The 15,965-nt window shown below is 57.6% G+C and carries 14 protein-coding genes; 11 read left to right on the forward strand and 3 right to left on the reverse strand.

The window, feature by feature from the left end; genetic code table 11:
- The first annotated feature begins 20 nt into the window (after nucleotides 1-20).
- The 3 genes from QP503_RS06485 to aroD all read left to right on the forward strand — a co-directional run bounded on the left by QP503_RS06485 (nucleotide 21) and on the right by aroD (nucleotide 3,475).
- A complete protein-coding gene (locus QP503_RS06485) occupies nucleotides 21-1,412 on the forward strand; it encodes a glycine--tRNA ligase (protein WP_103633630.1) in 1,392 nt (463 codons plus the stop codon).
- An 88-nt stretch (nucleotides 1,413-1,500) separates the two neighbouring features.
- Nucleotides 1,501-2,673 (forward strand): tRNA dihydrouridine synthase DusB, encoded by a 1,173-nt coding sequence (gene dusB / locus QP503_RS06490; RefSeq protein ID WP_040318728.1) that lies wholly within the window; start codon nucleotides 1,501-1,503, stop codon nucleotides 2,671-2,673.
- 1 nt (nucleotide 2,674) lies between these two features.
- Nucleotides 2,675-3,475: a type I 3-dehydroquinate dehydratase gene (aroD, locus tag QP503_RS06495; RefSeq protein ID WP_181002182.1), complete on the forward strand. Its 801-nt coding sequence runs from the start codon at nucleotides 2,675-2,677 to the stop codon at nucleotides 3,473-3,475.
- A gap of 45 nt (nucleotides 3,476-3,520) precedes the next feature.
- Here the strand turns inward: aroD and QP503_RS06500 are convergent, their stop codons facing one another.
- Entirely contained in the window at nucleotides 3,521-4,648 is a 1,128-nt protein-coding gene (locus tag QP503_RS06500) for a hypothetical protein (protein ID WP_141089661.1), read from the reverse strand.
- 96 nt (nucleotides 4,649-4,744) lie between these two features.
- Between QP503_RS06500 and QP503_RS06505 the strand changes: the two genes are divergently transcribed.
- The 3 genes from QP503_RS06505 (at nucleotide 4,745) to QP503_RS06515 (ending at nucleotide 8,570) form a co-directional block, all read left to right on the forward strand.
- Nucleotides 4,745-6,010, forward strand: a complete 1,266-nt coding sequence (locus tag QP503_RS06505) for a deoxyguanosinetriphosphate triphosphohydrolase (RefSeq protein WP_006681735.1) — start codon at nucleotides 4,745-4,747, stop codon at nucleotides 6,008-6,010.
- A gap of 40 nt (nucleotides 6,011-6,050) precedes the next feature.
- On the forward strand, nucleotides 6,051-8,015 hold the full coding sequence (dnaG, locus tag QP503_RS06510; protein ID WP_006681734.1) for a DNA primase: 1,965 nt from the start codon (nucleotides 6,051-6,053) through the stop codon (nucleotides 8,013-8,015).
- A 75-nt stretch (nucleotides 8,016-8,090) separates the two neighbouring features.
- Nucleotides 8,091-8,570 carry an S-ribosylhomocysteine lyase gene (locus QP503_RS06515; protein ID WP_103633536.1) on the forward strand — a complete coding sequence of 160 codons (480 nt, stop codon included), beginning with the start codon at nucleotides 8,091-8,093 and terminating at the stop codon, nucleotides 8,568-8,570.
- A gap of 77 nt (nucleotides 8,571-8,647) precedes the next feature.
- On the opposite strand, the gene QP503_RS06520 is transcribed toward QP503_RS06515, so the two are convergent.
- Nucleotides 8,648-9,133, reverse strand: a complete 486-nt coding sequence (locus QP503_RS06520; protein WP_285069685.1) for a hypothetical protein — start codon at nucleotides 9,131-9,133, stop codon at nucleotides 8,648-8,650.
- Between the two features lie 79 nt (nucleotides 9,134-9,212).
- A complete protein-coding gene (locus QP503_RS06525; protein WP_285101431.1) occupies nucleotides 9,213-10,301 on the reverse strand; it encodes a hypothetical protein in 1,089 nt (362 codons plus the stop codon).
- A gap of 150 nt (nucleotides 10,302-10,451) precedes the next feature.
- Here QP503_RS06525 and rimP point away from each other — a divergent pair, with 150 nt between their 5' ends.
- From rimP to rbfA, 5 genes are all read left to right on the forward strand, one after another.
- Complete coding sequence (gene rimP / locus QP503_RS06530) at nucleotides 10,452-10,928, forward strand: ribosome maturation factor RimP (protein ID WP_103633539.1); 477 nt, start codon at nucleotides 10,452-10,454, stop codon at nucleotides 10,926-10,928.
- Nucleotides 10,929-10,933: 5 nt separating this feature from the next.
- Nucleotides 10,934-11,980, forward strand: coding sequence for a transcription termination factor NusA (gene nusA, locus QP503_RS06535; RefSeq protein ID WP_006681729.1), 1,047 nt, complete (start codon nucleotides 10,934-10,936; stop codon nucleotides 11,978-11,980).
- Nucleotides 11,981-12,052: 72 nt separating this feature from the next.
- Nucleotides 12,053-12,328 carry a YlxR family protein gene (locus tag QP503_RS06540; protein ID WP_083856965.1) on the forward strand — a complete coding sequence of 92 codons (276 nt, stop codon included), beginning with the start codon at nucleotides 12,053-12,055 and terminating at the stop codon, nucleotides 12,326-12,328.
- Between the two features lie 107 nt (nucleotides 12,329-12,435).
- Nucleotides 12,436-15,249: a translation initiation factor IF-2 gene (gene infB / locus QP503_RS06545; protein ID WP_103633540.1), complete on the forward strand. Its 2,814-nt coding sequence runs from the start codon at nucleotides 12,436-12,438 to the stop codon at nucleotides 15,247-15,249.
- Nucleotides 15,250-15,487: 238 nt separating this feature from the next.
- Entirely contained in the window at nucleotides 15,488-15,964 is a 477-nt protein-coding gene (gene rbfA / locus QP503_RS06550) for a 30S ribosome-binding factor RbfA (RefSeq protein ID WP_006681727.1), read from the forward strand.
- The last annotated feature ends 1 nt before the right edge of the window (nucleotide 15,965 follow it).

Here is a 15,965-nt window from a genome sequence, read left to right on the forward strand (position 1 = left end):
GCCAAAACAAGGAGCACAAAGTGGCAGCGCCTTCTCGTCTTGATTCCGTTATCTCCCTAGCCAAGCGTCGCGGATTCGTCTTCCCATGTGGCGATATTTACGGTGGTACTCGCTCAGCGTGGGATTATGGTCCGCTCGGCGTTGAACTGAAGGAAAACATCAAGAAGCAGTGGTGGCAGTACATGGTTCGCTCCCGCGAAGACGTCGTGGGTCTGGACTCCTCCGTCATCCTTCCTCGTCAGACTTGGGTTGCTTCCGGTCACGTCAAGGCATTCACCGATCCGCTCGTTGAGTGCACCTCCTGCCACAAGCGCCTCCGTGCAGATAATCTGCAGGAAGCTCACGCTGCTAAGCACGGCATCGACAACCCGGATGACGTCCCTCTCGGAGACGTCGCATGCCCCAACTGTGGCACCCGCGGTCAGTTCACCGAGCCTCGCGCATTCTCTGGCCTGCTCAAGACCTATCTCGGCCCGGTCGACGACGAGTCCGGTCTGCACTACCTGCGCCCCGAAACCGCTCAGGGTATCTTCATCAACTACGGAAACGTTGCGGCAGCCTCGCGCAAGAAGCCGCCGTTCGGCATCGGCCAGATCGGCAAGTCCTTCCGTAACGAAATCACCCCCGGTAACTTCATCTTCCGTACCCGCGAATTTGAGCAGATGGAACTCGAGTTCTTCTGCGCACCGGGCACCGACGAAGAATGGCACCAGTACTGGATCGACTACCGTCGCGACTGGTATACCGACCTTGGCATCAACCCCGACAACCTGCGCTTCTACGAGCACCCAAAGGAAAAGCTCTCGCACTACTCCAAGCGCACCGTCGACATCGAATACCGCTTCGGATTCCAGGGCTCCGAATGGGGTGAACTCGAAGGCATCGCAAACCGTACCGACTACGACCTGGGTGTCCACTCCGAAGCCTCCGGCTCGAAGCTCGACTACTTCGACCAGACCACCGGCGAACGTTGGACTCCCTACGTCATCGAGCCGTCCGCTGGCCTGACCCGCTCGCTCATGGCATTCCTCATCGAGGCCTACCACGAGGACGAAGCCCCCAACACCAAGGGCGGCGTCGACAAGCGCACCGTTCTGCGCCTCGACTCGCGTCTTGCCCCCGTGAAGGCAGCTGTCCTGCCACTATCGCGTAAGCCCGAGCTCACCGGCCCGGCACGCGAACTTGCAGCAGACCTCCGCTCCATCTGGAATGTCGAATACGACGATGCGGGTGCCGTTGGCCGTCGCTACCGTCGCCAGGACGAAATCGGCACCCCGTACTGCATCACCTACGACTTCGACTCGGTTGAAGACAAGGCAGTGACCGTCCGCGACCGCGACTCGATGGTTCAGGAACGTATTCCGCTTGAGAACGTCAAGAAGCTCCTCATCGAAAAGCTCGGAGCTTGCTGATTTGATTCCATCCGAATCAACGCTTGGCCCGACCTTAGCTCTTGAGGTCGGGCCACTGCGCGTATGGTCGCCCATCGTTCTTGCCCCGATGGCGGGAGTAACCGATGTGCCATTTCGGCGTTTATGTCGACAGATGGGCGAAGAAGGACTGCCGGATTGGTTGAATCCTTCCAGCTCGAACGCTCAGGTCACTCCAGAAAAAGGCGTGGACGCACTCGCCGGCCTATACGTCTGCGAAATGGTAACGTCGCGCGCCCTCGTTGAAGGTAATGTGCGCACATTGGAAATGGTGCGCCCAGACCCCGCCGAACGCGTGCGCTCCATCCAGCTCTACGGCGTCGATCCAGCAACGATGGCTCAGGCTACATCGATCCTTATTGACCGTGACCTGGTGGATCACATTGACCTGAACTTTGGGTGCCCGGTTCCGAAAGTGACGAAGAAGGGTGGGGGAGCTGCCCTTCCGTGGAAGCGCGACCTGTTCGACGATCTTGTACACGCGGTTGTTGGTGCTGCGGACAGGGCCGGAGCAGCAGCTGGTCGCGACATTCCCGTCACAGTGAAAATGCGCGTTGGTATCGACGACGATCACATTACGTTCCTCGACGCTGCGAAAGTGGCTGAAAATCGCGGTGTCGCAGCGGTTGCCCTCCACGCGCGCACGCAAACCCAGCACTACGCGGGTCACGCTGACTGGACGCAGATCAAGCGTTTGAAAGACGCGATGCGTATTCCTGTCTTCGGCAACGGCGATATTTTCTCCGGCGCAGATGCGCAGCGAATGATGGATGAAACCGGTTGCGATGCAGTTGTCGTTGGTCGAGGATGCCAGGGGCGCCCCTGGCTGTTTACCGACCTGACTTCGACACTGATGGGTGGTCCTGCCTTTAGCGACCCGAGTCTTTCCGATATCGCGGACATCATCGAAAAGCACGCCGCATGGGTCATTGAAGACCAGGGCGATGAACTGCGGGCCCTCCGCGAAATGCGCAAGCACGTCGGCTGGTATCTGCGAGGCTTCGCGATCGGCGGGCCGACTCGTCACGCGCTCTCAATGGTGTCGACCCTCGAAGAACTCCACGATCTTCTCCACATGCTGGACCTCGATCAGGAGTATCCGCAGGCGGCGCTGGGAGCTCGCGGTCGCGCCGGCGGTGAAAAGACGCCACGCCTACCCGATGGGTGGTTGGACTCTCCCTATCTGAGCGATGCTGAACGCCAGACCCTTCATCTTGCTGAATCCGATGTCAGTGGAGGCTGATATGTCGAATCCCTGCGATGATTTCATCCCAACTGAAGTGACGATCGGTCATGCGTCGACTCTGCGAGGAATGCTCAACATCGGAGGGGGCGCTCCAACGGCCGTCATCTCTTCGCTGATGAGCGCCTCACTGGAATCGCTAACAAGCGAGATCACGGATGTCGCCGGCGCTCAGCCCGACCTGATTGAATGGCGCGTTGACCCACTCCTTGCCTCGGTGCAAGCGAGCGAGCGTGAAGGCCTATTACGCACTGGACTCAAGCTCGTGACGGATCAGAGCCCGCTTCCTCTGTTGGCAACAATTCGCACAGTCGCCGAAGGGGGCCTCGTTGATCTTTCTGACGGTCAATACACGGACTTTCTTGCCATTCTGGCCACCTTCGCCGACGCGATCGACCTTGAAATTTGTCACCCGGGTGCAATCGACATAGTTGAAGAGATTCACGAGGCCGGTAGCATCGCCGTGGCGTCGCACCATGATTTCACCCGAACGCCCCCCGCCGTTGACATTGATCGAGTATTCGCATCGATGGCAAAAGCTGGCGCCGACGTGCTCAAAATTGCCTATATGACTCATCGGCCCGAGGACGCACTGAGGATCATGGACGCGCAACTAAGAGCGTCACGAACCTATGCCCTTCCTGTTATCGGCATTGGAATGGGTGAATTCGGTGCGATCACCAGGATCTGCGGTCACACATTCGCCAGCGCGGCAACATTCGCTTCAGCGTCGTCCTCTAGCGCCCCAGGTCAGCTCAGCGTTGAAGAAACCCGGCGTGGCCTCGTCACCCTTCAACGCTGAAAGGCGCGCACGAAAGCGGAAATCGAAACGGTGGTCGTGGATCCGTCAGCCAGAGAACTCGGCGGTCGGTGCCGGCTGGATGCGGGCGACACTTACCCACGCGCACGACCTGGGAGCGACCACACCATGGCTACTCTGGGAACTCGCCACAAGGATCTGGGAACCGGGCGGAAGAGCGAGAGGCTGATCGGCGGTGTTCACAACGATCATCACGTCGGAGTTCAGATAGACAAGAGTGTCGGGGCGCGCCCACTCCAACCCGTGCAGTACGCCCAGCGCGTGCGTTCCCAGCTTGCGTTCGGATCGCAGGGCAAGCGCCGTTCGAATGTACGAGGTCGCACTGACCTGCTCGACCACGTTTTCTTCACGAAGGCGACCGTGGAACACACCCGGCAGACCAAGCGCAAGTAGCGTTAACGCACGATCCGCATCCGACTGGCGATCGGCGGGCAGACAATCAACGTTCCATGGAGCAACCGCACCAATACGATCGCGGATAGACAGCGAATCTGAAACAACCAACTCAAGGCTTGGAGCGTCAAAAGAAGCAGTTCGTAGCGCATCATCGTACAGATGATGGAACCACTCGTCTTCAAGGTGAGACATAATGGCGGGAGTGTCAAAGCCAGACAGGCGTGCCGTCACAATCGGCTGAGAATCAAATGTTGCACACTCTGCTTCAACCTGGCGGACAAGAGCAGTGAAACGCTCTCGCGCAAGCGCCCTGCGGATCGGGGAGTCTTCATACTCTTCGGCGCACACGCCCAAATCAACACCATCCGCGCCAGCGTTGAGGGCACCGCGCGTCCTCAGAAGGAGCGTCGTGACGCGGTTTTCCATATCCGCTCCGCGCGCCCCCAAAGACACGAATGTTTCATTCGGGATACGCACAATCACACGCTGGCGGCGCGCTTTCAACTGATGAATAAACTCTGGCAACGGCGACTTCGGATGAACCAGCAGAATCGGGTCATCAAGAGTGACAAGAACGGTATCAAAACCGGCATTGTGTAAGGTCAGTGCATCAGTGGAAATCTGAGCAGCGTTATCCGCAGACAGAGAAGTAGGGATCGTCGCGAGCGCACAGGAATGCCACCAGGGACTAGGACCGCGCCTGGATCGGTGAACGAGCAGGGTGCGGACGGCGTGTGGGCGAGGCTCGTGGTGTTTCACCCTTTCATCGTGTCACAGATGTGGATAACTCGTCTGCCCATTCCCAAGGGATAGGCTTATATGGTGAATGAAAGCCCTGAAATGACTCGGAGTGCCATGGTGCTCGTGCCCGTGTATTCGTCCCAGGATCAGTCACGTATGTGGCCTGAACCTTCGAAGTCAGCGATGCGGACAGCGTTCGAACGCGACAGGGCTCGAATTGTGCACTCGTCGGGTTTGCGTCGTCTGGGTGAGAAGACTCAGGTGTTAGGCCCGGCCACTGACGACTTTGTTCGTACGCGTCTGACGCACTCTCTTGAGGTTGCGCAGGTTGGTCGTGAACTGGGTAAAGAATTGGGCGCGAATCCTGACGTGGTGGATGCAGCGTGCCTGAGCCACGATCTTGGACACCCGCCGTTTGGGCACAATGGCGAGAGGGTTTTGGATGAGCTTGCCGGCGATTGCGGTGGTTTTGAAGGAAACGCGCAGACTCTGCGTCTAGTGAGCCGACTTGAGCCGAAAGTGCTGACCGATGATGGGCATCCGGCGGGGTTGAATCTGACGAAGGCGACACTGGATGCGATCTGTAAATACCCGTGGGCGAAAGGCCAGGGGCCGGATCCGATGAAGTCAGCAAAGAAGTTCTCCGTCTATTCAGATGATGCTCACGTTTTCGAGTGGATGCGTCAGGGAGCACCCGTTGGTCGACGTTGCTTGGAAGCACAGATCATGGATCTCTCAGACGACATTGCCTACTCCGTGCATGACGTTGAAGATGCCATCGCAACGGGTAAATGCGACGTTGCATCCCTCAGCGATGAATCGACACTGAATGAGATTATTGACTCGACGATCAACTGGTACGGGACAGGTGTTGCCCGCACCGATTTGGAACTGGCGATTGAACGTCTGCTTCGTATGCCCGAATGGCCACGATCCTTTGATGGTTCCTATCGTGCGCTCGCGGAATTGAAAGATTTCACATCCGAACTGATCGGACGTTTCTGTGCCTCTACGGTCAGCGCGACTCGTGTTGAGTTTGGTGCCGGTCCGTTGGGACGATACCGTGCGGATCTGGTTGTTCCTCCCGAGGCTCGTGCAGAGATCCAGATCCTGAAGGGGCTGGCTGTTCACTTCGTGATGAGCCCGCGTGAGAACGAGCCGGTGTATTACCAGCAGCGCACGCTTTTGGCGGACTTGGTGGATGCTCTTTTCGAAGCTGGACCGTCGGCTTTGGAGCCTCTTTTTGCTGAAAACTGGCGTCAAACGAACGATGATAATGAGCGTTTGCGCGTGGTGATTGACCAGGTTGCGTCGCTGACGGATGCGTCCGCATCACGCTGGCACGCCCAGTGGTGTGGCATGCTTTCAACCCAATTGTGAGCGTGCGCTAAACGGTGAACGGATCGGTAGACTAGCGTCTATGGCCGGACGCATTCTTGAAGAAGACAAGGAACGCTTACGACAGGCAATTGATGTTGCTCGTGTCGTAGGTGAACACGTCACTTTGCGTAGCGGCGGAATGAACTCTTTGAAGGGGTTGTGCCCTTTTCACGATGAGCGCACTCCGAGTTTCACCGTTAATCCGACGACGGGTCTCTGGCATTGCTTCGGGTGTGGAGAAGGCGGGGACATCTTCGCTTTTGTTCAGAAGATCAATAATTTTTCCTTCCCAGAGACTCTTGAATACCTGTCTCAAATGACGGGTGTCCCTCTTCGGTACGAAGAGGGAAGCTCTCAGACGGTGCGTGAACAGCCCGGCAGGCGCCAGCGTCTGATCGACATGCATCGAATTGCTGAAGAGTTCTATCAACAACAGCTTGAAACTCCAGAGGCCTTGCCTGCCCGTAAGTTCTTAGGCAACCGCGGGTTCGGACCTGCAGAGTGCCGGCATTTTGGCGTCGGTTACTCAGCCGATTCCTGGGACACTCTGACGCGCATGCTTCGCTCACGTGGTTTTACCGATGAAGAGATTGAAAAGTCCGGTTTGGCGTCGCGTGGGCAGCGAGGTCTGATTGATCGTTTCCGCGGTCGCGTCATGTGGCCGATCCGGGATATCACGGGAACAACCGTTGGTTTTGGCGCCAGGCGTTTGAACGACGAAGACAAGCAGAGCCCGAAGTACTTGAATACCCCCGAAACTCCGCTGTATAAGAAGTCCACGTTGCTGTATGGGCTGGATTTGGCGAAGAAAGAGATTTCCAAGAACCGTAAGGTCGTCATTGTCGAGGGATACACGGACGTGATGGCTGCTCATATGGCCGGTGTGACCTGCGCGGTTGCTACCTGCGGTACGGCTTTCGGATCCGAGCACGTTCGCGTTGTCCGCCGACTGCTGGGCGACTCAGCGGATTCTGCTGCCGGGGTTGTCCTATCCAGTGGGCAGGCACGAGGTTCCGAAGTGATCTTTACCTTTGACGGTGACGAGGCGGGCCAAAAGGCTGCTCTTCGCGCGTTTAAAGAAGACCAGAACTTTGCGTCTCAAACATTTGTTGCAGTTGATCCTCAGGGGATGGATCCGTGCGACATCATGATTAATCGTGGGAAGAACGCGGTTGTTGAATTGATTCGTTCGCGTATTCCACTGTTTGAATTCGTCTTGCGTTCGATCCTTCGCCAATCGAACCTCAATTTCCCCGAAGGACGCGTTCGGGCTTTGGAAGCTTCTGCTCCCATCGTTGCTGACATTAAAGATCGGGCATTACGGATGGAGTACGAACGCCTGCTAGCCGGCTGGCTTGGCATGGATCCTCGTTTCGTGCAAAACCAGATTCGTTCACTATCACGCGGGAGATACCAGCGTTTCGACAGTGCGCAGAATAACCACATGGCTGGAGCTGGTCGCCCGCAACCTCAAGCGCGCCCCGAACCCGAAGATCTCGTCTCGCGCGTGGAACGCCAGGCGTTGGAAGCAGTTTTGCAACAGCCGATTTATTTCATTGGCACGCAGTTCGATTCCATCGATGGTGCGACGTTTACTCATCCAACGCGCAGAGCCGTATTCGATGCGGTTAAAGCGGTTGGTGGCGTCGATGCGTTTGCTCGTCAGCTGAAGAAAGCACAGGACGAAACAGGCGATAGTGTCTATGCGCAAGAGGTGGCGACACGTCGTTTCGTGGATGATATTCGCCAAGAAGCAGGCGAATTGATTGAACCGATTATCACCAAACTTGCAGTCGTCGAACTTCCTCAGGATCGCGAAGACGAAATGCGTTCCTACTGCAAGGGAGTTGTGAACGCACTGGTTCGACTGGACCTGAATCGCAAAACAGCCGACATTCGCTCTCAGCTTCAGCGTATGAATGAAGACGACCCGAAGTATCAAGAAACATTCGAATACCTGGTCACTCTTGAACAGCGACGACGTTCTTTGCGTGAACGCGACTAGATTGTTGATCGTTTCTCGCACTGGCTTCCCCGGTGCCGTGCTACCGACATATTCGACCCCAAGGAGGAGGCCACCATGGCTGAAGTTGAGAGCTTCGCGCTGGATCACACTGCAGTGAAAGCACCCTATGTTCGCCTGATTGCCGTTGAACACGGCCCGAGGGGGGATGCGATTTCTAACTTTGATCTGCGTTTCGTCCAGCCGAATGAAAACGCGATCCCAACCGGTGGTCTGCACACGATCGAACACCTGATGGCATCCCTTCTGCGCGACCGCATGGATGGAGTGATTGACTGCTCGCCGTTCGGTTGCCGAACCGGTTTCCACCTGATTATGTGGGGCACCCCAAGCATTGAAGAAGTCACGCGAGCCGTTGTCTCCAGCCTTGAAGCAATCGCTGACCAGATCACTTGGGATGACGTTCCCGGCACCGACATCGTGTCCTGCGGTAACTACCGTGATCACTCACTGTTCTCCGCCAAAGAATGGGCGCGAGCCATCCTGGATAAGAAGTTCTCCATTGATCCTTTTGTGCGCACTCTGCTGGACGACTAGGGGCGCGTTGTAGCGACTGAAAAACGTGTCGGCGAGGTCACAGACTTCGCCGACACGTGTATTACTGGGGAATAGACTTAATCGAGGCCCACGCTCTCACGCAAATCGCGTTCGAAGGCATCTGCTTCCTTCTGGGAAGCCTCATCAAGCGGGCCAAGCGCAATCAGAACAGAAAACAGCTTTCCGTCTTCTGTGCGCCGAATCCATGCCGCTACTTGCGTTCCATTCGACACCTTCAAGGCCTTGTGAATCACGATCGAATGATTGACGCGGTCACTGATGGTCCGCATCAGAACGTGCGGATCTTCAGACACTGTCGTCAGCGTCCAATCCGGGCGTTGAGGATCAACCCAGGTGACCGACAACTGACGAGTTTCAGCCTCCCATTTGGCGGTCGCGGCCTCGTACCACATTGCGGAGTCGATGATCGCGGTGGCAGAAGTCAGGATCAGCGCATGAGTGCCGGCGACAACCCAGAGGTCATCGCCTACTTGCTCAGCGACGGGGTTGCGATCACTATCGGGGAGTAGGCCAAGAGTGGACGCGGGCAGAACGGTAGTCATGGGCTCATTGTAAGCAAACGCCATCTGCCCGGCTGGGCGAGGTGGCGTCCTGCGAAAAGCGGGCTTCCAAGACGGACAGTTAGTTGCTCTGTCCGGATTCGGTGCGTGCAACGGATTGAGATGACGGGGAGTCGTCAGTGCCCTCGGCGGGAACAGGGGTTGGCAATGGAAGAGAGCTCATCGTGGCAACACCCATCCATGAGCGAATATCATCGAGGGCTGCCTGAATGCCGATTGTCCGCAGGCTTTCGTCAGACGTATTCACCAAGTGAAGGTCGGCTTCAATCAGAGTCAAGAAAATAGCGTCAGCGCTGGACGTATCGATTGAACACCTCATGGCGCGCGTGTCCGTTGCACCATTCTTTAATGTTTCATCGACGCGGCTGAATAGTTCATCGGCTTTGATGCTGGCATCAGAAATGACTTGGTTCTTTAACTGAGCAGTCGGCAGTGACTGAGCAACACAATCCCAGCGTGCGACAGAATCGGAGAGCTCCGTGGAAGCTGCAAGCTTTTCACCTGTTTCGTCGCTTATTTCGAGCGTGGGCAACATCGTGCCATTCTCAAGGTGTTCCTGGTCAATCCCCCATGTTGACAGCGCCGCGAGCTCCCTATTGTCTGTTTTCATGCTGAAGCGAGAGTTGAGAGTCTGGAGGCTCTGACTCTGCATGCGTGTACCAATCCCGTACGTTAGAGCAAGCCCCTGAGTATCGGCGTAGCGGCTCAAAGCCACTTGAGTGAGGGCAACGGCTTGTCCGCCGTCAAGAGCATCGGGATTTGATGCGGTTGCAAGATCTCGAAGAGCAGTTGTTTCGTTCCACGCGATGAATTCGTCAATCGAAAGTGGCGCGTCGGCAATATCCGGAACGTTCTTGGCATTGTCTGGCACCTGAGTTCCCCACGGCTGCCAGACCCCACCCAAGGACTTTGCGCGTCCCTGAGCCTGCGTAGAAAAAGTTGAAAGCGCAGTGGCACATGACTCACACGATGAAGCAAGGGAAGCGAAACTCTGAGCGCGAATCGCTGCTGCCTGATCAGCGCGCGCAGCGCGATCACGAATGATGTCGGTGTCAGACATTGACGGGATCTGAAGTGTTCGCGTCAAAAATGGGATATTCGTTGACGTGCAGGCGCTGAGGATCAGGGCAGAAGCGATACTGATGCTCACCGAGGTGGCGATTCGGCGACGCCGAAGTGGTCGCGACGAAGTGGCTCGGTCAGTCTGAGTGTGATGATCAACAAGATGCACCTTCAAATCATGTCATGTTTCAAGGCGGGTACGATGGGGAGCTAATGCCGTGTTGGACACGTAGGAGGAATGGTGGCGAAGCCACAACATCACTTTGAGGCGCTTGAAGAACGCTTAGCGCCTATCGCTTCAGGGTTCGGACTCGAACTCGATTCCGTTATTGGAGTCAAAGAATCCGGAATGCAGATTGTTAGAGTGATCGTCGAAGCAATCGAGCCCGGCGCCAGCGTCGATTCGGAAGCTCTTGCCGATATGTCACGTGCAGTCAGCCCGATTATGGACGAAGTCGATCCCGTCGATGGCGAATACTTCCTTGAGGTGTCAACACCAGGAGCTGAGCGTGAACTGGCCACCCCTCGTCATTGGGGGCGCCAAATTGGGCGCCTTGTTGCCGTCAAACTCAAAGACGCTACGAAGCTGGTCGGACGTGTCGAATCCGCCACTGATTTCCATGCTGTGCTGAACGTCGATGGAACGCCTACTACCATTGAATACACCCAGGTTAAGAAGGCGCGTCCGCGCGTCGAATTCGGTTCGGAGGAATGAGACGCATGGAAATCGATATGACAGCACTGCGCATGGTCGAGCAGGAAAAGGGCGTGTCCCTAGACCGGCTCGTCGATGCCATTGAAGAAGCCCTTCTCAAGGCCTACCACAATCTTCCCGGCGCCATCTCTCAGGCTCGAATCGAAATCGATAAGAAGACCGGTAGCGTCGCAGTGATCGCCACCGAAGAAGACGAAGAGGGCAACCCGATCGGCGAATTCGACGACACCCCGAAGAACTTCGGTCGTATCGCCCAGACGACCGCTCGTTCGATCATCATTGCGCGCCTGCGTGATGCAGACGATCAGAAGGTTCTCGGCGACTTTGCTTCCCAGAAGGGACAGGTCGTCACCGGCGTCGTTGACCAGTCGCGCGACGGGCGCATCACCATCGTCAAGGTCGGCGATGACTTCGAAGCAGTTCTTCCCGACTCGGAAAAGGCTCCCGGCGAAACCTACCGTCACGGAGACCGCATTCGCGCGTTCGTCGTCAACGTTGAACGCACCGAAAAAGGCGCACGCATCACGCTTTCGCGCACTCACCCGGGCCTCGTTTCCGGTCTCTTCGAGCGCGAGGTCCCCGAAATTCAGCAGGGCTTGGTCAAGATCAAGTCGATCGCACGCGAAGCCGGACACCGTACGAAGATCGCCGTTGCACCGACTCGTGACGGCATTAACGCCAAGGGCGCATGCATCGGTCCGATGGGTGCACGTGTGCGCGCGGTCATGAACGAACTCGGTGGCGAAAAGATCGATATTGTCGACTGGTCGGCAGATCCGGCACGCTACGTCGCAAACGCTCTGTCGCCTGCACGCGTTGCCCGCGTTGTCGTTCACTCGATCGACAATCGCACCGCAACCGCGATCGTCCCGGACTTCCAGCTATCGCTGGCGATCGGTAAGGAAGGTCAGAATGCTCGCCTAGCCGCGCGTCTGACCGAATTCCATATCGACATTCATTCTGATACGGAAAACGGTGAAGAAGCAGACGTTTCGCGCACCTCAATGCCTGATGACGTGACCAGTCGCTCATGCGTGGACGACGAGGAATAAGCCCAGCTCGATTAAACTGATCATGTGTCGCATCCTGCGCTGAACCAGATTACCGTGCCACAAGGCGCGGTAATGGTGCGTACGTGTGTGGGATGTTCACGTCGAGCGTTACGCGCGGATCTAATTCGCGTTGTTGTTTCGAAAAATGGGGTGTGCACCGTAGACCCCACAAGCGCGCAACCCGGTCGAGGTGCGTGGATTCACCCGGATCCAACGTGTATCGAAACCGCCCGCAAGCGTCGGGCATTTCAACGCGCACTCTCATGCGAGGGCGACATTGACGCCCACATGTGGGACCAGCTTGGCCAGGTTGCCTCATCACGAGCACACAGTGCTCTCGTCGAGTAATGAAAGCGGGTTGGAAGCCGATGGGCACCCGATGAGTACCCAGCGATGAGCTGCCAGCAATACAAGTAACGCGTCTCCGTCCGGAGGCGCTTCCGGACAGGAGAAAAGTGGCAAAGTTGCGTGTCCACGAGCTCGCCAAAGAGCTCGGAATCACCAGCAAGGAACTTTTGACGTACCTCAACGACCACGGTGAGTTCGTCAAAGCCTCAAGCTCAGCATTGGAATCGCCAGTTGTGCGTTCCGTGCGCGAGCACTACGGATCGAAGGGCCCGGCTGAAGCCCCTTCAACGAAGAAGACCGCTACCAAGAGCGAAAAGAAGCCCGCCGAAAAGAAGACTGCCGAAAAGAAGACTGCGGCATCGAAGGCTTCTTCTTCGCAATCTTCCGCTCCGAAGCCTGCCTCACCGAAGGTAACAAAGAGCGCTGAGAAGACCTCGGCCCCCAAGCCGGGTGTTCCCAAGCCTGCAGCCCCCAAGCCGGCAGGCCCCAAGCCGGCAGGCAAGCAAAAAGCTGAAAGCAAGGACGACGCTAGCGCGCCACGTCCTTCTGCACCTCGTCCCGGCCCTCGTTCGGGTGGCCCGCGTCCGGGTAACAACCCGTATGCGTCCAGCCAGGGCATGCCTCGGCCGGGTGGTACCGGTGGCCCGCGCCCCGGTCCGCGTCCGGGCCCGCGCCCCGGTGGCAGCCGTCCACAGGGTGGTAATGAACGCCCGACACGTGGCAATTCCAACCGTTCCGGTAGCCCTCGTCCGAGTGGTAACCGTTCCGGTGGTGCCAATCGCCCGAACCCCGGCATGATGCCAGGACAAGCAAACTTTGCTCGCAACGCTTCCGGCGCCGCCCCCGCAAATGATCGCCCCGCACGTAACGGTGGTGGCCGTGGTCGTGGTGGCGCACGTCCCGCTGGTGGTCGCTCTGCGGGCGGTCCCGGCGCAAACGCCGGTGGCGGTTTCGGAGGTGCTCCCCGCGGTGGTGGACGTGGTGGACGCGGCTCAACTCCGGGCGCATTCGGTCGCGGAGGCGGTCGCAATCAGCGCGGACGCAAGTCGAAGCGCGCAAAACGTCAAGAGCTCGAACAGCAGAATGCACCCGTCATTGGTGGCGTTCAGATTCCTCGCGGAAACGGCAAGGTTATCCGTATCCGCCAGGGTGCATCCCTCGCAGACTTCGCCGAGAAGATCGAGGTCAATCCCGCAGCACTGGTCACCGTTCTGTTCCACCTTGGTGAAATGGCAACCGCAACCCAGTCGCTCGACCAGGACACCTTTGAAACACTCGGTGCAGAACTCGGTTACGACGTTAAGGTCGTTTCTCCCGAAGAAGAAGACCGCGAACTACTGGAGTCCTTCGATATCGACCTCGAGGCCGAAGAACTCGACGACGTCGAAAACCTCATGCCTCGTCCGCCGGTCGTCACCGTCATGGGTCACGTCGACCACGGCAAGACCAAGCTGCTTGACGCGATCCGTCACACCGATGTGGTCGATACCGAGCACGGTGGCATCACGCAGCACATCGGCGCCTACCAGGTCAACGTTGAACATGAAGGTCGCAAGCGTCCGATCACGTTCATTGATACCCCCGGTCACGAAGCATTCACCGCTATGCGTGCCCGCGGTGCTCAGGTCACTGACATCGCGATCCTGGTTGTCGCAGCCGACGACGGAGTCATGCCACAGACGGTTGAAGCAATCAACCACGCTCAGGCGGCAAACGTTCCGATCGTTGTCGCGGTCAACAAGGTCGATAAGGAAGGCGCAAGCCCGGACAAGATCCGTGGCCAGCTGACCGAATACGGTCTGGTTGCCGAGGAATACGGTGGCGACATCATGTTCGTCGACATCTCGGCAAAGCAGCGTACCGGTATCCGCGAACTGCTCGAAGCGGTTCTGTTGACCGCAGACGCTGCTCTGACCCTGGAAGCTAACCCCAATACCGCAGCACGTGGCGTTGCCATTGAAGCGAACCTCGATAAGGGTCGTGGCGCCGTTGCAACCATGCTGGTTCAGCGTGGCACCCTGCGCATCGGTGACGCACTGGTCGTCGGTTCCTCCTACGGTCGCGTCCGCGCCATGTTTGATGACACGGGGGATGACGTTTCTGAAGCCGGTCCGTCGCGTCCGGTTGCTGTCCTTGGTCTGACCTCCGTTCCGCGTGCAGGCGACTCCTTCTTGGTTGCCTCCGATGACCGTACTGCTCGCCAGATTGCTGGCAAGCGTGAGGCAGCAGAACGTCAGGCAATGCTTGCCAAGCGCCGTAAGCGTGTCTCCCTTGAAGACTTCGATAAGGTCCTCAAGGAAGGCGAGGTCGATACTCTCAACCTCATCATCAAGGGCGACGTTTCCGGTGCCGTCGAGGCCCTGGAAGATTCACTCCTCAGCATCGATGTGGGCGAAGAGGTCGCACTGCGCATCATCCACCGCGGTGTTGGTGCAATCACGCAGAACGACGTCAACCTGGCAACGGTCGACAACGCCGTCATCATCGGCTTCAACGTTCGCCCCGCAGAACGCGTGGCAGAACTGGCCGACTCCGAAGGCGTCGAGATCAAGTACTACAACGTCATCTACTCGGCGATCGACGACATTGAGGCCGCTCTTAAGGGCATGCTCAAGCCGATCTACGAAGAGGTCGCACTCGGTAGCGCAGAGATCCGTCAGGTCTTCCGCTCCGGCAAGTTCGGCAACATCGCAGGTTCGATCATCCGCTCTGGCACGATCAAGCGTGGAACCAAGGCTCGTTTGGTTCGCGACGGCGTGGTTGTCGCAGACAACCTCGAAATCGCGTCGCTACGTCGCGAGAAGGACGATGTCACCGAGGTCCGCGAAGGCTACGAATGTGGTATCACGCTGGGCTACAAGGACATCGCCGAAGGCGACATCATCGAAACCTGGGAAATGCGCGAAAAGCCGCGTGACTGAGGCCGTGATGGTCCGCTTGTAGGACATACGTAGTGTCGGGTGGAAGCGAGTTTCGTTTCCACCCGACCTGTGTGTTCCAAGCAGCTAACGCGTTTGGAGAGGTGCGTTGAACGTGAGGTATCCACCAGCATTCAGCCGATGAGGGGTAGAGCCTCTACGATGGGATACCAGCAAGTACGCCAGTTCGACTGAAATCATGAGCCACTGAACGGGTGACAGAAGAAAAAAGGGGAGTGCCATGGCAGACGAAGCACGCCAGCGCAAAGTTCAAGACCGTATTCACCAGACCGTCGCGCGTATGCTCGGCCGTCGAATCAAGGATCCACGTCTCAGCTTCGTCACGATCACCGACGTGCGAGTGACCGGCGACCTTCAGCATGCTTCGATCTTCTACACAGTCCTCGGCGATAATGCTGACCGCGCAGGCGCCGGTCGCGCATTCGAATCTGCAAAGGGCATTATTCGCTCCGAAGTGGGTAAGGCTCTAGGCATTCGCCTGACCCCGACCCTTGAATTCATCCTGGATGGCCTGCCCGAGTCTGCGGCAGCTCTCGAAGACGCGCTGGCAGCAGCGAAGAAGCGCGATGAAGAGATCGCGGCCTCGTCGATCGGGGCTACCTACGCTGGAGATGCAGATCCCTACCGTCGCGACGATGACGATGAAGGTAGCGAGGAAGCCGACGGCTTCGACGAAAATGAGCAGGACCTCGCCTGAG

This window comes from Pauljensenia sp. UMB0895, from assembly GCF_030218905.1.
Taxonomy (GTDB): Bacteria; Actinomycetota; Actinomycetes; order Actinomycetales; family Actinomycetaceae; genus Pauljensenia; species Pauljensenia turicensis_A.

Bases quoted from the DNA above. Each gene is read 5' to 3' on its own strand.
- QP503_RS06540 (WP_083856965.1), top strand. From the start codon at position 12,053: ATGGTGCGTACGTGTGTGGGATGTTCACGTCGAGCGTTACGCGCGGAT.
- QP503_RS06515 (WP_103633536.1), top strand. From the start codon at position 8,091: ATGGCTGAAGTTGAGAGCTTCGCGCTGGATCACACTGCAGTGAAAGCA.
- QP503_RS06520 (WP_285069685.1), bottom strand. From the start codon at position 9,133: ATGACTACCGTTCTGCCCGCGTCCACTCTTGGCCTACTCCCCGATAGT.
- rimP (WP_103633539.1), top strand. From the start codon at position 10,452: ATGGTGGCGAAGCCACAACATCACTTTGAGGCGCTTGAAGAACGCTTA.
- dusB (WP_040318728.1), top strand. From the start codon at position 1,501: ATGGCGGGAGTAACCGATGTGCCATTTCGGCGTTTATGTCGACAGATG.
- aroD (WP_181002182.1), top strand. From the start codon at position 2,675: ATGTCGAATCCCTGCGATGATTTCATCCCAACTGAAGTGACGATCGGT.
- QP503_RS06505 (WP_006681735.1), top strand. From the start codon at position 4,745: ATGGTGCTCGTGCCCGTGTATTCGTCCCAGGATCAGTCACGTATGTGG.
- dnaG (WP_006681734.1), top strand. From the start codon at position 6,051: ATGGCCGGACGCATTCTTGAAGAAGACAAGGAACGCTTACGACAGGCA.
- rbfA (WP_006681727.1), top strand. From the start codon at position 15,488: ATGGCAGACGAAGCACGCCAGCGCAAAGTTCAAGACCGTATTCACCAG.
- nusA (WP_006681729.1), top strand. From the start codon at position 10,934: ATGGAAATCGATATGACAGCACTGCGCATGGTCGAGCAGGAAAAGGGC.